Source organism: Paenibacillus phytohabitans, from assembly GCF_013141775.1.
Lineage (GTDB): Bacteria > Bacillota > Bacilli > Paenibacillales > Paenibacillaceae > Paenibacillus_AQ > Paenibacillus_AQ phytohabitans.
In genome coordinates, this window is record NZ_WHOB01000043.1 from 89,274 (window position 1) to 107,595 (window position 18,322).

At 58.8% G+C, this 18,322-nt stretch carries 3 protein-coding genes (1 of these 3 running past the window's edge); all 3 read left to right on the forward strand.

The window, feature by feature from the left end:
- Tightly spaced (each overlapping or abutting the next), the 3 genes in view from GC101_RS15945 to GC101_RS15995 form a layout consistent with a single transcriptional unit that may run on beyond the window.
- On the forward strand, positions 1-3,306 hold the 3' end of the coding sequence (locus tag GC101_RS15945; protein WP_171718032.1) for an SDR family NAD(P)-dependent oxidoreductase. It extends 15,069 nt beyond the left edge of the window; 3,306 of the gene's 18,375 nt are visible here — the last part of the coding sequence; the start codon falls outside the window, past its left edge; it ends in the stop codon at positions 3,304-3,306.
- A complete protein-coding gene (locus GC101_RS35775) occupies positions 3,303-16,634 on the forward strand; it encodes an SDR family NAD(P)-dependent oxidoreductase (protein ID WP_216626626.1) in 13,332 nt (4,443 codons plus the stop codon). The genes GC101_RS15945 and GC101_RS35775 overlap by 4 nt, the downstream gene beginning before the upstream one ends.
- Positions 16,627-18,306: a thioesterase domain-containing protein gene (locus GC101_RS15995; protein WP_171718033.1), complete on the forward strand. Its 1,680-nt coding sequence runs from the start codon at positions 16,627-16,629 to the stop codon at positions 18,304-18,306. The genes GC101_RS35775 and GC101_RS15995 overlap by 8 nt, the downstream gene beginning before the upstream one ends.
- The last annotated feature ends 16 nt before the right edge of the window (positions 18,307-18,322 follow it).

Genomic DNA, 18,322 nt, shown 5'->3' on the forward strand with positions numbered 1-18,322 from the left:
GCATCTTTCGTCCGCTCAGAGAGCTCAGCGGAGTATGCGCAGGGTCCTCTCCGACTGGAGGAGTACATGGAGCGCGATCTGAAGAATCATATCGGCAGCCTGCTCAGCATTCCGCTGGACAAGCTGGATTCCGGGGAGAATCTCGTAGACTATGGCTTCGATTCCATCTCGCTCACGCAGTTCGCCAGGCTGCTGGCCAAGCAGTATGAAATCGACTTCGGGCCTTCATTATTTTACGCCTATCCGACGATTGAGAAGCTAAAAGAATATTTACTTAAGGACCATGAGAATGCTGTCCGCTCCTATTACCTGCGCGCTGAACAAGCGGATGTGCAGGCAAGTCTGGAACCTGTTGTCAACGAGGTGTCCGGTGAGGTTTCCGGTGAGGTTTCCGGTGAACAGAAATCTGCCCTGGTATCCGAATCGTCCGGTTCGCCGCAGCCGGCGGCGCAGGTGCTGAAGGGCGCTTCAACGGCCGGTATTCCGGAGCCGGTTGCGATCATCGGCATGAGCGGGAGGTTCCCCGGAGCATCCGACATTGACACCTTTTGGAGCAATCTTGTGACGGAAACAAGCGCCATTTCGGAAATACCGCCCGAACGGTGGGATTGGAGGAAATATAGCGGCGATCCCCGCAAGGAGCCGGGAACCAGCGTGTCCCGATGGGGCGGGTTCGTTCCGGATATTGACCGGTTCGATCCTTTGTTCTTCGAGATCTCGCCCAAAGAGGCGGAGCTGATGGACCCTCAGCAGCGGCTGTTCCTCGAAGAAGCCTGGCATGCTCTGGAGGATGCGGGCTACATGGGCGAACGGATCAGAGGCAAGCTCTGCGGTGTGTATGTGGGAGCGGAAGAGAGCCAATATGCTGATGTCACCGGAGGGGAAGGGCAGATCAGCTCCAATCAGAATGCAACCTTGTCGGCACGGATCGCATACAAGCTGGATTTGAAAGGGCCGAATTTCACGTTGACGGCTTCTTGCTCCTCGGGACTGGTAGCAGTGCATCAAGCCTGCCTGGCGCTGCGGAGCGGGGACTGCGACATGGCGGTGGCGGGAGGCGTCAGCCTAACCGTATCGCCCCGTATGTATGCCGGACTCGGCAAAGCGAACATGCTGTCGCCGGACGGTACATGCAGCGTATTTGACGGCAGGGCCAACGGACTCGTTCCGGGCGAGGCGGCGGCAGTTGTCGTGCTCAAGCCGCTGTCGAAGGCAATCGCGGATAACGACCGCATCTACGGCACGATCAAAGCAAGCGGTGTCAATTATGACGGCCAGACGAATGGCATTTCCGCTCCGAACCCGTTAAGCCAGGAACAGCTGATTAAGCAGATTTATGAACGCAGCGGCATACGTCCCGAACAAATCGGTTTTCTGATGGCACACAGCGTTGGCGCGAAGATCGGAGACTCGATCGAAATGGAGGCTCTTTCGTCTGCATTCCGGAAGCTTAGCGATGTAAAAGGCCACTGCGCTGTCGGTTCCGTCAAGCCGCTGATCGGCCATACCTTCGCCGCTTCGGGGGTTGTCAGTCTAATCGCCATGGTGACGGCAATACACCGGAAGACGATTGTGCCGGTGTCCGGCTTTGAATCGCTGAGCGAGCTGATTTCATTCAAGGAAAGCCCGTTTTATATTGCACAGGAAGTGCGGGAATGGACATCCCGGCCAGGCCAGGCCAGACTTGGAGCGGTATCCACGACCGGAATTAGCGGGACGAACGCGCATGCCGTGATAGAAGAATATATTCCTTCATTAGCGGAGCCGCAGGGGGAGTGCCCTTCACCGGCGGCTTATGCCGTTATTTTGTCCGCACAGAACGAGGAACGCCTGCAGGCGGTGGCCCGGCAATTAGCAGATTATATGGACTGCGGCCGTTCGGCTGACGTCGCTTTGCGCGACCTGGCTTATACGCTGAGCGTGGGCAGAGAGGCGATGAAATGTCGTCTTGCGATTGTGACACCATCGAAAGAAGCGTTGGTGCAAGGCTTAAGCGCTTATATCGAAGGAACGGCCGCAAATCTTCCCGGCGGGCTTGCCATCTATGGCGGAAGTTCGGGAACTCACGGACATCAGACGCCTGCATCCGCCACTGCCGGGACAGCCGGTAAGGCGGTGAGGGAGCGCGACCATCTCCAGCTCGCCTCGCTTTGGGCCGGGGGGATGCAGGTGCCGTGGGCAGAACTGTACGAAGCCGGAAGCGCCAGAATCGTTTCAGCTCCGGGGTATCCTTTCAGAAGAAGAAAATGCTGGCCGCAAGAGAACCGTAACGTATCCGTTCAGCATACGGCTGTCAGCCTGCCTCCTTCGGGGCCGGACGGCGGCAATAAGGCGGCGGAGCTGTACTCGTTCAACACCGTCGACCGCTCGGCGGAATTTCAGGAAGAATATTTAACGTTTTGCCCGTTCGAATCGCGGATTTCCGGCTTCTCGATGAGCAGGGTGCTGCTGAATCCGGAGCGGTATCCGGATGAAGCAGCCCTTGTCAAGGATAAACAGATCGAACTGCGGCAGGTATTGTTCTATAAAGCGGATTTCCGCCGTGTCCGCTCCGTACTGGATATCGGCTGCGGCCATGGTACCGATGTCATTCAAATCGCTTCGCTGTATCCAGATATCCAGGCGCACGGGTATACCATTTCGAAGGGACAGGCGGAGCTGGGCAACAAACGGATTGAAGGGCTGAATCTAAGCTCCCGTGCAGCAATTTATCACCGGGACAGCGCGGTTGACCGCTTCCCTGACTGCTACGATCTCGTCATCGGGATTGAGGTGTGCTGCCACATCCCGGACAAAACCGCCTTGTTCGCGAATATTGCCGCTTCCTTGGCGGAAGACGGCCAAGTGCTGCTGATGGATTTCATCGCGAATCTGCGCGGGCCGATCGTTGATGCGGACATTGGCATTGCGATTGCGACTGCGGCGGAATGGGCCGGCGTGCTGGCGCGCTGCGGCCTGGCTATCGAGGAGATTATCGACGTTTCGTCCCGGGTCGCCAATTATTTGTACGATCCGGATTGCGAGCGGAACACGGAGGGATTAGTTCCGGTCGCGCGTGATTCGCTGCGCAGCTATGCCAATAACGCCATCTCGCTCGAGCGGGGCTGGACCAGCTACTGCCTGTTCAAGCTCTGTAAGGAGACGGCGATGACCGAAGCGGAGCTGAAATCGTTCAACGAAATCAGAATCGCGCACAAAACCCCGTACGCGGAAGCGCTGAACGAAATGAAGCATCTCGGGCAGAAGACCTATCCGCCGGCGTCTATAACGCAGCAGGAGAGACCGTTGAAGGGAGCTATCTTATGATTTCTGGGAATAGGCCGGATTCACTTGAAGAAAGGCTGGATGTTGTTAGAGAAAGCTTGGTGCTCGTATTCGGGCAGGTCCTTGGTTTGGACCGGGAAGAATTGCTGGAGGCGGAATCGCTGAAGGAGCTTGGCATCTCGTCCGTTAATTTGGTCGAATTGCTGGAAGCAATCAACGTCCGCTTCGATTTGTCACTCCCGACCAGCATTCTCGTCGAATGCCATCATTTCGAAGCGTTGGCCGTTTATGTCGCCGGGCAGCTGCACGCAAGCGGTGCTCTGCCGTCCGCCGGGCCGGTAACGAAGGTGCCATCAGAATACGCGGCAAAAATAACGGGTCCCGAGGTGGACTTCATTCCGGTTCCCGGACCGGCCGGAATGTCTGCCGGTGCACCTTCCCGCGAGGAGAAGGTGCAGCAATCGCAGCAACAGGGGAGTGTATCCCGGCCGCCGGAGGCGAACCCTGCAGGGTCCGTCTCCGGCGGGATCGCCGTCATCGGGCTGTCGTGCCGGACCGCCGGGGCTGCTAATCAAGACGAGTTCTGGGAGATCGTTTCGCAAGGAAAGGACTGCACCCGGATGATGGACAATCCGGAGTGGATCGCTTACATCCAAGCGCATTCCTCCTCGCCTGTGCCCCTCCGGTATGGCGCTATGGATGGGATCGAGCACTTTGATCCGCTGTTTTTCAATATATCGCCCAAAGAAGCGGAAGCGATGGATGCGGCGCAGCGCATCGTTCTGCAGGAATGCTACCGGGCGCTGGAAGATGCCGGATATGCCCGCCAGGGCGGACAGGTCGGCACGTTCATAGGCTCGATGGGGTATCCCTCCGCGCAGGATTACTCCCGCCATACTATGCTGGGTACCGACACGAGTATTATGGCGGCCCGCATTGCGTATTGCCTGGATCTCAAAGGTCCGGCGCTTGCGGTCAACACGGCATGCTCTTCTTCCCTGGTCGCCATCGACCTTGCTTGCGAGAAGCTGCGGAATGGTGCTATCGATCTGGCCATTGCCGGCGGAATAACGATCTATACCCATCCCGGTGCTTTTCTGTTCATGAACAATGCCGGCATGCTGTCTCCTACGGGAATGTGCCGCCCCTTCGATAACGATGCGGACGGTATCGTCGTCGGTGACGGCGCAGGCATCGTCATTCTAAAAAGGCTTGAGGACGCTCTGCGCGACAACGATTCGATCTATGGAATTATTCGCGGGAGCGGCACCAATCAGGACGGTCAAACTTCAGGCATTACGGCGCCGAGCTTCCTCTCCCAGAGCAAGCTGCAGCAATCGGTGTATGAGCGGTATGGAATCAACGTGGAGGATATTCAATATACGGAAGCGCACGGAACGGCCACGAAGCTGGGCGACCCGGTTGAAATTCATGCGCTGAGCCATGCGTTCGGCAAATTTACATCTAACAAACAGTATTGTGCCATCGGCTCGCTGAAAGGCAATATCGGGCATACGACCGCCGCCGCAGGCGTGCTTAGCTTAATAAAAGTGCTGCTTAGCTTCAAGCATATGCAGATGCCGCCTTCGATCCACTTCCGCAAAGAGAATGAGCATATCGATTTCGCAGGCAGCCCTTTCTACGTGAACACCTGTCTGCAGGAATGGCCGCTAAACGCGAAATCGTCGCGGCTCGCTGCGGTAAGCTCGTTCGGCTTCAGCGGCACGAACGCGCATCTCGTCGTTGAGGCGCATGAAGCAGCCGTGCCGTTGGCGGATGACAGGCCGGCTGCCGTGGAACAAGGCTTGTTCATGCTCTCTGCGGCCAGCGAGGCAAGCTTGCGGGAGTACGCCCGGTCTGTGCATGCGTATTTACGTTCACACCCTGACGTGGACACCGGGAGCTTCCTGTATACGTATCAAGCCGCCAGAACCCCGATGGAATACCGGCTTGCGGCCGTAACCGGCAGCGTAGCCCAGCTTACGCAGCAATTGGAGGAACTGGCCGGGGAGCACCGGCTTGCTCCGGCACCGGCACTGGGCCGTTATGCCGGAGCGGCCGGCAAGAAGGAAGGCACCGATCTCGCCGACACGGCGGAAGGCAGACAATTCCTGCAGCAATTGCTGAAGGGCGGGAAATACAAAAAATTGGCGGAGCTGTGGATTGGCGGAACCGATGTGGGACAGGCTGTCCTCCAGTACCGCCAAACGGACGCCAAGCGGCTGGCGGGATTGCCGACACATCCTTTTGCCCGGGAAAGGTTTGCTATTCCTGACATCAAGCCCGTATTGAGCACAAGCTTGGCGGACAGGCTTGGTCCGGCAGCGCCGGGTCATCCTTTGCTGCAGCACAATACGTCCGATCTTGCCGGGCAGAAATTCACCTCCGTGTTCACGGGGGACGAGTTTTTCTTCAGGGATCATGTCGTCAACGGCCAGCGGCTCCTGCCGGGATCGGCCTATCTCGAAATGGCCCGGGCCGCATTGGAGAAGTCGGCAGACGCTGCCGCACAGCAATCGCTTCGGGCCGGAACGGCAGGAATCCGGCTTCAGCATGTCTCGTGGTCCCGTCCTCTCGCCGCAGGGGAAGAGCCTGTTCACGTTCATATCGCGCTGTATCCGGAAGAGGACGGCAGCGTATCCTTCGAGATCACCGGCTCCTCAGCCGAATCCGGGGACAGTGCGGCCGTTCACAGCCAAGGCCGGCTGATGCTGGAGGCTTCATCCGAAGCGCGGAGCGTGATCGATTTGCATGCGATCCGCTCGCAATGTGGTACAGCGCGGATAACTGCCTCCGAAAGCTATGAGCGGTTCGAAGCGATGGGAATCCGGTATGGCCCGGCCCACCGGGGATTGGAAGAGATGTATATCGGCAAGGGACAGGTGCTCGCCAGGCTGAAGCTTCCCGAACCGGCATGGGGAACAGGCGATACCTTCGTTCTGCATCCGGGCATGCTGGATTCCGCTTTACAGGCGTCGCTCGGGCTGCTGCTCGGGGAAGAAAGTCCGGCGCCCCTTCGCCCGCTTCTTCCTTTTGCCGTGGAGAACGTGGAGGTAATCCGTCCCTGTCTTTCGTCGATGTGGGTGTACATCCGCTCAGGCGAAGGAGAGGTGTACGGCGGCGTTCGGAAGCTTGATGCCGACCTATGCGATGAACAAGGAGCCGTATGCGTGAAGATCAGAGGTTTCTCCGTTCGTGCTTTGGATCACCCGGCGGAAGAAGATTCAACGGAAACGCTGCTGCTTGAGCCAGTCTGGGAAGAACAAACAGCGGGCCAATCCGATCAGGGCAGCAGAACGGCACCGTTCGATCTTCATCTCGTCATGCTGTGCGGGCAGCAAGAGCTGGCAGACAGCCTGGATACTTGCTGGAACGGCAGGCCGCTTAGCCGCCGCTGGCGCATTTGCAATCTGGTTGCTGCGGAGGAAGAAACCTGTCTGCGTTTCGGCCGGTACGCAGCGCTGGCACTGAACGAGCTGCAAGGCGTTGCGAACGATTCTTCCATCGGCTCGGCTCTGGTGCAGCTCATCATCTCCGGCAAGGGCGAAGAGCGGCTGCTGGCTGGATTGGCAGGAATGCTGCAGACAGCCGCCCTGGAGCATCCGAAGCTTGCCGTTCAGCTGATCGAAGCGGAAGCCGGAGCAGGAAGAAGTGCTCCGGACTTCGCCATTCAACTGCAGAACGACGGCGGAAGCCCGCAGGACACGAGAATCCGCTATCAGAACGGCATCCGCTATGTATTACGCTGGGATGAGCTTGAAGCATCCGGCGGGCTTGCGGCTGAGCCGTGGAGAGAGAATGGAGTGTACTTAATTACAGGCGGCACAGGCGGACTCGGCCGGCTATTCGCCAGAGAGGCAGGCCGGCAGGCCAAGCAGGCAACGCTTGTTCTGACCGGACGGTCTCCACTCGATGCGGATAAGGAGGAGCAGCTCCGGCAGCTTCGCGCCGCAGGCGTCCGGGCAGAATACCGGCAGGCCGATATGAACGACAGGCAGGCCATGTTCGGCCTTATACGGGATATCGGAGAACGCTTTGGCAAATTGCACGGTATTATCCACAGCGCGGGAATCGTGCGTGACAGCTTGATCGTGAAGAAGGGTATACAGGAGCTTGCGGACGTACTGGCTCCTAAAGTAACCGGTTTAGCCTATCTGGATGAGGCGACCCGCCATCTCGAGCTAGACTTTTTTGTGCTGTTTTCGTCCACTGCGGGCAGCATGGGGAACGCCGGTCAAGCCGATTATGCAGCAGCCAATGCCTATATGGATGCATTCGCTGCATACCGCAGCGAGCTGGCGGCAGCCGGGCAGCGCCAGGGCCGCACGCTGTCTATCAATTGGCCGCTTTGGAAGAACGGCGGGATGAGCGTGAGCGTAAGCGCGGTGAAGAGGCTCCAGGATACGTTCGGCTTCGTGCCGCTTCAGACGGACAGCGGCTTCTCCGCCTTTTATCGCGCCTTTGCTTCAGAGCGAAGCCAGGTCATGGTCGTCCAAGGCAAGCCGGCACAATTGCGGAGCGCCTTGCACAAGCTGGCGGCTAGCTCAAAGGTTGGGGCAACCCCGTCCCCGGCGCCAGCTCCTGTGAAGCGGAATACGGATGGCGGAACGAAGCAAAAGATTCTCGCTGCCGCAGTCCGTGCCGTATCCGGGTTGCTCACCGTTCCCGGCAGCGAGATTCATATCGATACCGATTGGGACGAATTCGGCTTCGATGCGCATCAGATGCAAACTGCCGCAGTGAGCATAGGCGAGGCCGTCGGGTTCAAAGTAACGCCAGTCGAACTGCTTGAATATCCGACCATTCGCCAGCTGGCTGAGCATTTGGCGGAACGTATGCCGGCTCCAAGGGAAGCTGAACCACTGGAGGCTCCGGCGGTACATGCGGAGGGGGTTTCCTCCCCGCCTGCCGACTTGCCGGCCGCTTTCCGGGAGCAGGCAGTCCAATATTTTAAAAAGCTGCTCTCGTCTGCGATCAAGCTGCCGTCCCACCGGATCGACGAGCATATCCCGCTGGAGAAGTACGGGATCGATTCGATTATGATGATGGATCTGACCGGAGAACTGGAGAAAGTGTTCGGCCCCTTGTCCAAAACGTTGTTTTTTGAATACCAGAACCTTGCCGACTTAACGGACTATTTCCTCGGGGCGCATCAAGCCAAACTGAAGGAGCTTCTGGGCTCCGGCAGACCATCTGCAGACGATAACAGAGCTGCTGCCAAGACAGCACCTCCGGTGACCGGGCTTATCCGGCCTTCTACAGGGAGGCAGCCCCGTTCCCGGGTTTCACCGGCGTTGGCGGCTTCAGGCACCCCTTCCCCGTCATTAAGGCAGCACGGGCAGGGCGGTCCAATCGATATTGCCGTTATCGGCATAGCGGGACGTTACCCGGGAGCGCCGGATGTGGCGGAATACTGGCATAATTTGCAGCAGGGACGGGATTGCATTACGGAAATCCCGCCGGAAAGATGGAATCACTCCCTTTATTTCAACGAAGATAAGAACAAGCTGGGCACCACTTACAGCAAATGGGGAGGTTTCCTGGACGGGATGGATCAGTTCGATCCGTTGTTCTTCCAGATTTCGCCCCTGGAGGCAGAAGTAATGGATCCCCAGGAGCGGCTGTTTCTGCAATGCGTCTACCATACACTGGAGGACGCCGGTTATACGAGGGAAACGGTTGCGTTCAACCGGAAGCTGAACCGCCGGATTCCGGTGGGTATTTATGCCGGCGTCATGTATGAGGAGTACCAGCTGTACGGGGCGCAGGAGCAGCTTACGGGCAGAAGAATCGCTTACGCCGGCAGCCCGTCTTCGATTGCGAACCGGGTGTCCTATTGGTACAACTTCCAGGGGCCCAGCATAGCCGTCGATACGATGTGCTCTTCGTCCCTGACCGCCATTCATCTGGCCTGCCAAAGCATCCAGCAAGGGGAGTGCGGCGTAGCCGTTGCCGGAGGTGTCAACCTGTCGCTTCATCCGAACAAATATCTGATGCTTGCGCAGGGGAAATTCGTGTCGAGCAAGGGCCGCTGCGAAAGCTTCGGCGAAGGCGGCGACGGCTACGTGCCCGGGGAGGGTGTCGGCGCGGTGCTGCTCAAGCCGTTGTCCGAAGCGGTTGCGGACGGGGACCGGATTTACGGCGTGATCAAAGCAAGTGCAATCAATCACGGCGGCAAAACGAACGGGTACTCGGTTCCGAATCCCAATGCCCAGGCTGAAGTGATCAAGCAGGCGATGAGCAGGGCGGGGTTCGACCCGAGAACGGTCAGTTACATCGAGGCTCACGGTACCGGGACATCGCTCGGCGATCCCATAGAAATCGCGGGCTTGTCGGGTGCGTTCTCGGCATATACGGATGATAAGGCATTTTGCGCCATCGGCTCGGCCAAGTCCAATATCGGCCATTGCGAAAGCGCGGCCGGGATTGCCGGCTTGACGAAGGTGCTGCTGCAGCTGAAGCATGGGCAGCTGGCGCCGTCCCTGCATGCCTCCGTGCTCAATCCGAACATCGATTTCTCCTCAACGCCATTCGTCGTACAGCGGGAGCTGGCGGAATGGAAGCGGCCGGTCCTGCGTGAGTCCGGCGCGGTGCGGGAATATCCGCGCAGGGCGGGTATATCGTCCTTCGGGGCCGGCGGTTCCAATGCGCATTTGCTGGTGGAGGAATATATTCCTGCCGCAGAGGTGGGTGCGGATCCCGCGGCGGCTTATCCGCTGCCTGCGGTGATCGTGCTGTCCGCCAAGAACGAGGAACGGCTGCGCGCGCTTGCACAGGCGCTGCTGGATGCAGTTCGTGAAGAAGCGTTCACCGATGCCGACTTGGCCAGTATAGCCCATACGCTGCAGACCGGCCGGGAGGCGATGGAGGAACGACTCGCACTTCTGGCAGACAGCATAGGCGAGGTTGAGAGCAAGCTGGCCGCTTACCTGCGAGGAGACCGTACGACCGGGGATCTGTTCTACGGCCGGGGAAGACTTAATGACGGCGCAGCGGCCGTCTTAACGGCCGATGAGGATTTGCAGCACACGGTCGATGCATGGCTTGCCAAAAGAAAGTATACGAAGCTGCTCGACTGGTGGGTGCAAGGGCTTACGGTCGATTGGAGCAGCATGTATCAGGGACGGAAGCCTCGGCGAATTGCCCTCCCTCTATACCCGTTCGCGAAGAACCGGTACTGGTCGCCGAAGCCGGGAGCGGATGCGGGAGACGGTCATACCGGCTCCGCAGGCGAGGGGAGCGGGTCCGCTGCTCCGGCCGGTGAGCTGCTGCATCCGCTGCTGTACGCCAATACATCCGACTTCTCGGAGCAGCGTTACAGCTCGGCCTTTACGGGAACCGAGTTTTTCTTTGCCGATCATGTCGTCAGGGGGCAGAAGGTGCTGCCCGGCGCGGCGCAGCTGGAGATGGCCATTTATGCTGCGGCCCAAGCCAGCGGCAGGAGTGAAGGCATTCCGGTCGGCCTTCGGCTGAAGGAGGTTGTCTGGGTGAGACCATGCACAATCAGCGAAGGGACGTCGAACGTTCATATCGGGCTGCGCCCGCAGGAGAGCGGGGACATCGCATTCGAGATCTACGGCGGCAATGCAGGAGCAAGCGGGGATAACCTCTACAGCCAAGGACGTGCGGAATGGAGCGGCAGTGAAATTGCTCCTGCACTGGAATTGGCGTCCCTGCGCGCAAAGTGCGGCATTCGCGTCCTGACGGCCGATGATTGTTATTCGGCGTTCCAAAGGATGGGGATTGAGTACGGCGCAGCCCACAGGGCTGTTGATTGCGTGTATGCGGGTGACGGGCGCGCGCTTGCGAAGCTGGTTCTTCCTGCATCGGCCATCCCTTCGGCGGACCGGTTCATTCTGCATCCGAGCTTGACGGACGCGGCGTTCCAAGCTGCGATCGGTCTGATGGACGGCGTCGGGCAGGAGGACGCCGGCTTGAAGCCGATGCTTCCGTTTACACTTGAGGAGTTGACCGTTTACGGCCGTTACTCCTCCGTCGTATGGGCTTATGTCCGTTGGAGCGAGGGCGACACGGCCAGCGGCAAAGTACGGAAGATGGACATTGACCTGTGCAATGAGCAGGGCGGTGTTATTGCAAGTCTGAAGGGCTATTCGGTAAGGGGGATGGATGGCGATGCCGTAACCGCTGTACGAACGGAGCCGAGTATTATGGCAACGGCGGCAGCGGATAGACAGACTTCGTCTGCTCTTATAACGTTACACCCAGTATGGGACACCGTGCCTGTCGAACGGGTTCAGGAGTGGCCGAAGCTTGACAGCCGCATAACGATTGTCGGCGATGCCGGTCCTAAGAACAGTTCGGCTTTGGAACAGCTGCTTCCACACGCGCAATCACTTAGGTTCCAGCCGGAGGATACGATCGAAGAGATCGCCCGGCGGCTTGCGGACGCAGGGATGCCGGAGCATATCGTTTGGATTGCGCCGGATGCTGCCGAAGGCTCGCTGCCCGGTGTTTCGCTGACCCGCGCGCAGCAAGCGGGCGTCTTCCAGCTGTTCAAGCTGATCAAGGCCGTACTGCTTGCAGGCGGAGGAGGCAGCAAGACCGGCTGGACGGTCATTACCGGACAGACGCAGAGCGTAGGCCGGAGGGAAGAGGCCGATGCGGCACACGCCGGCGTGCACGGGCTGATCGGTTCGCTCGCCAAAGAATATCCGAACTGGAGCGTACGGCTAATCGATCTGGAGTCCGGCGGCCAGTGGCCGCTTCAGGAGCTATTGTCGCTGCCCGCAGACCGGCAGGGCAACGCCTGGGCTTACCGAAGCGGAGAGTGGTTCCGCCAGAAGCTCATTCCGGTCAACCGGAGTAACAATAATACCCCGGAACGGATTTTGTACAGAAAAGGCGGCGTCTACGTGGTGATCGGCGGAGCCGGCGGCATCGGCGAGGTGTGGAGCGAATATATGATCCGCACCTGGCAGGCGCGTATCGTCTGGATCGGACGGCGCGAAAAGGATGAATTGATCCAGGCGAAGCTTGACCGGCTGGGTGCCTTCGGTGAAGCACCAGTCTATATTTCCGGGGACGCATCCGACCGCAGCTCCCTGCAGCTTGCCTACGACGCGGCGAAGAAACGGTTCAGCCGCATTGACGGGGTTGTTCACTCCGCCATCGTGCTGGCGGACCAAAGTCTTGCGAACATGGACGAAGCCCGTTTTCGGTCCGCGCTTGCGGCCAAGGTCGATACAAGCGTCAATATGGCGGAGCTGCTCGCCGGGGAAACGCCCGATTTCGTTCTGTTCTTCTCGTCCATGAATGCCTTCATGAAATCGGCGGGTCAAAGCAATTACGCCGCCGGATGCACATTCATGGATGCTTATGCGCATCAGCTTGCCGCCCGCTCGCCTTACCCGGTCAAAACGATGAACTGGGGTTACTGGGGTGGTGTTGGTGTCGTTGCTTCCGATGCTTATCAGGAACGCATGGCACAGATGGGGATAGGCTCCATTGAGCCGGAGGAGGCGATGGAGGCGCTCGGCGGACTTCTGTCCGGCCCGCTGAATCAGCTGGCTCTGCTCAAGACCACTGGGGGCCTTACGATCGAGGGCATTTCGCAGGACGAACAGCTATTCCTGCATCCGGACAATAGCGTTCAATCGGCGGAGCAGCTTGCCCGCGTCCTCCCTGACCCGGAGGCTGCGACGGCAGGACTTACCGGAGAAGGATATGCGGCGCTTCAGGACATGGAGTCGCAGCTCTGCCGGATGCTCGAAGGGCAGCTGCTTGCGTCCGGCATGTTCAGGCGGGCAGCGGATAATACCGGTTACGTGCAGGGAAACGGCGTACATGGCCGGTATTCAAGATGGCTTGATGCGAGTATTGCGCTGCTTAGAGAGCGAAAGGGTGTGCAGCAAGACAGCGCCGGCAAGGGGCTGTATCCAGCCAATGCCAGGATGGAGGCGCTGTGGTCCGACTGGGACCGCAAAAAGAAGGAATGGCTCGCCTTCGGCGGAATGGCGGCACAGATTGCGCTCGCGGAGACGGCGCTGCGTGCACTTCCGGATATTTTATCGGGCAAGCTTCCGGCAACGGATATTATGTTTCCGAATTCATCCATGGAGCTCGTAGAAGGCGTCTATAAGCATAATCCGGTGGCGGACGCTTTCAATGAAGTGCTCGGCGATATCGTTGCCGCTTATGTGAAGCAGCGGATTCAGCTAGATCCGTCCGCCCGCATTCGCATTCTGGAGATCGGGGCGGGAACCGGCGGCACGAGTGCCGGCGTCCTGCGCAAGCTGAAGGCATATGCGGACAACATTCAGGAATATCGCTATACCGATATCTCGCAAGCCTTCCTGATCCATGCGAAGGAGACATATGGACCGGACCATTCATTCCTGACTTATCAGCTATTCAATGTCGAGTCACCGCTATCCGGCCAGCAGATTCTTCCGGCCGAATACGATATCACCATTGCGGCTAACGTACTTCACGCGACGAAGAACATTCGCGACACGCTGCGCAACGCCAAAGCCGTACTCAAAAAGAACGGCCTGCTGCTGCTGAACGAGCTGCACGGACAATCCATGTTTACGCATCTGACCTTCGGGCTGCTCGATGGGTGGTGGCGGTATGAAGACGCCCGGCTTCGTATGCCGGGCTCACCCGGTTTATCGCCGGGGACGTGGCTGAACGTGCTTGAAGACGAAGGATTCCGTTCGGTTCACTTCCCTGCTGAGACTGTACACTCATGGGGCCAGCAGATTATTATGGCGGAAAGCGATGGCGTGGTACGGCAGCAGGTGAAGCCCGTTCAAGAGAAAAGCGAGGCGGCGAACAAGGAGGATCGGGTTAGCGTTCTGCCCGTCCAGCCGGTGAAGGCAGGGGCAGAAGAGCGTTACGCAGGCACGCTGAGGGAGAAGACAATTGCATATTTGCGCCGGCGCATAGCGGAAGTGCTCAAGATGCCAACCGGACAGCTCGATCCGAGGGAGCGGTTCGAAAACTACGGTATCGACTCCATTCTGGTTGTTCAGCTGACGAATGCGTTAAGTGAAGAGTTCGGCAGCGTGAACAGCACGGTGTTCTTCGAATATCAGACAGTCGAAGAGCTTGCCGGATATTTCTTGACGGCACATCAGGAGACGCTCGCGGTGCTGCTCGGACCGGACGAATCCGGGGCCGGCGGGGCATGGCCTAATGGCAGCGGTATCCAAGAGCCACAGCCGGAGCCGGCCCTTGCAGGCGCAGCCGGAAATCCGCGGCCGGGCAGCCGGTTTGCTTCGATTCCGCAGAATACTGCCCGGACATCCGCGGCCGTAACGGCGTCAGCCGATATCGCTATCGTTGGGCTGTCGGGGCGTTATCCGGGTGCCGGAAACATCCGGGAATTCTGGGCGCAGCTGAAGGCGGGAAGACACGGCATTACCGAAATTTCCAAGGATCGCTGGGACTGGGCGGATTATTATGAAGCGCAGCGCGGCAAAAGAGGGACGATGTACAGCAAATGGGGCGGATTCATTGAAGGATACGACCGGTTCGATCCGCTGTTCTTCGGCATCTCGCCGAAAGAAGCGAAGCAGATGGACCCTCAAGAACGGCTATTCCTCGAAACCGCTTATTCAAGCATAGAAGATGCGGGCTATACGCCTGCTACGCTATGCGCCAGCGGCAAGGTAGGCGTATATGTCGGGGCGATGAACGGGAATTATCCGACGGGTGCCAGTTATTGGTCCATCGCGAACCGCATCTCCTATTTGTTCAATTTCCGTGGCCCGAGCATGGCGGTCGATACGGCCTGTTCCTCCTCGTTAACGGCGATTCATCTGGCCATTGACAGCCTGAACAACGGCACAAGCGAATGTGCAATCGCTGGCGGTGTCAATTTGATTCAGTCTTCGAACCATTATTTAAGGCTGTCGGCCATGAATATGCTGTCCTCCGGGGATCAATGCAGGTCGTTCGGTGCCGGAGCGGACGGCTTCGTTGATGGGGAAGGCGTAGGCGCCATTGTGCTGAAGACGCTGGACAAAGCGGTGCGGGACGGCGACCACATCTATGGCGTTATTAAAGGAAGCATGCTCAATGCCGGAGGCCGGACGAACGGTTATACGGTCCCGAACCCGCTGGCCCAGTATGAGGTCGTTACAGATGCGCTCAAACGGGCCAATGTCCATGCCAGAACGATTAGCTGCATAGAGGCTCACGGAACTGGAACCGCGCTTGGCGATCCGATTGAGATCACCGGATTGACCCGGGCGTTTGAACGGGATACGCAAGATAAGCAATTCTGCTCCCTAGGATCGGTGAAGTCCAACATCGGGCACTCTGAGAGCGCAGCCGGCATCGCCGGACTGACCAAAGTGCTGCTAATGCTCCGCCACCGGCAGCTCGTCCCTTCTCTGCACGCGACAACGCTGAATCCGGGCATCGAGTTCGGTAACACGCCGTTCATTGTCCAGCAGGAGCTTGCCGATTGGAACCGGCCTGTCCTTACCATTGACGGCACCCGGCGGGAATATCCGCGCCGGGCCGGCATCTCTTCGTTTGGGGCGGGAGGCGCCAACGCGCATCTTGTCGTGGAGGAATATATGCCGAATCCGTACGCCGTGCCGCAGCAGGAGACGGATGCATCCAGACCGTCCCTCATTGTGCTGTCCGCCAGAAGCGGGGATCAGCTTAAGCTGATCGCGCAGCAGCTTGCGTCTGCCATTCAGGAAGGACGGTATGACGAATCGGACTTGAGCCGGATCGCTTATACGCTCCAGACAGGGCGGGAAGCGATGGAAGAAAGAGCTGCCTGCGTTGCCGGAACACTTGAAGAGTTAGGCGCAGTGCTGCAGCTTCTCGGCGACGGTGTTTCTGAGGTGCCGGGTCTATACCGGGGACGGGTTAAGGAGAACAAAGACACAATCGCCGCACTCAGCTCCGACGATGAAATGCAGGAGGTCCTGAGCAAGTGGATGCGGCAGCGCAAGTTCGACAAGCTGCTGAGCTTGTGGACGAGAGGCCTGCAGCTCGATTGGTCACAGCTCTACGACGGCCCGCATCCGCAGCGCATCAGCCTGCCGACCTATCCGTTCGCCAGAGAACGGTATTGGTTTACGGAGGGCGGAGGGGGAAGCAGCCAAGGTCAGCCACTGGCAGAAAAGCCGCCGGCGGGGCCGCTTGCGATCCCGGTCCCGCATAAGGAAGAACCGGCAACCGCGGGGCTCATGACGGCAGGAACCGGGACCCCCGGCATGCTGGCGTCAACAGCTGCAAGCGGCTTGAGCAGCGATGTATTTGACAGCAGCTTCTATGGCAAGCTGCTGGATCGGATCATGGACGATTCCATCAGCATCGACCGTGCGGCCGATGAGATCCAATCGAATATAAGAGACGTGATCCGTCAAAGGAGGACCTATGGCTGAATTCCTGCAATATGTGTTGAATGAGATGAAACAGCATCGTCTGGCTAAGGCCGAGGCGCTTGATTTGCTGCGGCAATTTCACGGCAATGTGCTTGAAGAGCTGAACGGGGAGCTATCCGCTGCCCGCTCTTACTCTGACAACGCTGTGGCTGGTCACCAGGTGCAGCGGTTATCACCGGAAGCGGAGCCCGCAGTGTCTCCCCTGGCATCCGCGAAGCCGGGCGGCATTACGCTTCGCCCTTTATCCGAAGCCTTGCTGCCGGGCATTGCAGATGAAGGCCATTCCCGCGCTGCAGCGGGAACCGCAACTGCGGAGAAGCTGAGGGAAGAGCTGGCGGTAAGCTTGGCCGGCGTTCTCGACATGTTGCCGGGGGATGTGGACGCGGAGGAGCCGTTCACCCAATTTGGGCTGGACTCCATATCGGGGGTCGAATGGGTCCGGGACCTTCATAACCGCTTCGGCGTCCCGGTTACCCTGGAGGATATCCATGCGAACGCGAGCCTGCGGGAGCTTTCGGTATGGCTGGCTTCCGCCGTGAACGCAGAGGCGGCAGCGGTCCCTGCGGAACAGTTCCCTACTGTCACGTTGCCCATATATGAGCCTGTAGAAGAAGTGCATGTAACTGCTCAGGCCGCCCCAATTAAGCTGCCTGAGCGCTCTGAACCCGCCGGCCAAGCCGCCAGCTCAAGGCCTTTGTTTCCCGAGCTGATTGCGCTCAATCACCGCACTTCCGGCCGTCCTGTGTTTTGGATTCACGGAGGAAGCGCCATCGTCAGCGGCTACAAGCCGATCGCTCAAGAAGCCGAGCGTCCGATGTACGGCATCCAGGCCCGGGGCTGGATGTCCAGCCGCAAGCCGCTGCACGGCATTCAAGCGATGGCGGCGTACTATGTCCATATCATCATGTCTGTTCAGCCGCACGGTCCGTATGACCTCGGAGGTTTTTCGCTTGGCGGGCGTATCGCTTACGAAGTTGCCCGGCAGCTTCAAGAGCTTGGAGAGGGCGTTCAGACAATCGTCATGCTCGATTCTTATTTGCACACCCCCTACCGGGAAGCGCTTCAAGACGAGACATTCTATAGAAAAACGATTGCGCTGCAGGCGGTGAACTCGGCACTCTTATCCGCATTATCGCCGGAGCCCAAATCATGGGCGGGCCGTCTTATCCATCAGGACGAGGCCCGTGCTTATTTGCACGAAGATCCGGAGTTGTTCCTGGAGCAGTTGCTCGGGATGGCCAGTGCACGGGGGTTGAACGGGTCCGAGACAGCGTGGCGCGAGCGGCTGGCGCAAAGCATCCGGGTTCAGGAGGCTTACGGGCTTGACCGGTACGTTATTGAGTCACTGGATGCACCGGAGGAACCGTCCTGTTATTATTTCCGCTGCCGGGGCGGGTCGTTCTATGGAGAGCTGGAGCCTTATTTTTGCCTGGATGACAACGGGACAGGACCGGCTGACGCTATCCCTTACTGGAAGGCGTGGGAAGAATGGCTGCCCCGCATGTCGGTTATGACGGCCGGGTCGGACAGCCATTACCGGATGTTGTCCGATCTGCGCGCGATGGAAGCGGTACGAACCTTTTGCAGAATGCTGTACCGTATGGAAGGTCCGCCGGCCGAGGCGATCGCTGCGTTAATTGAAGAGAATCAAATACAGAGGGCGAATCATTAGAATGGGGGACTTACTC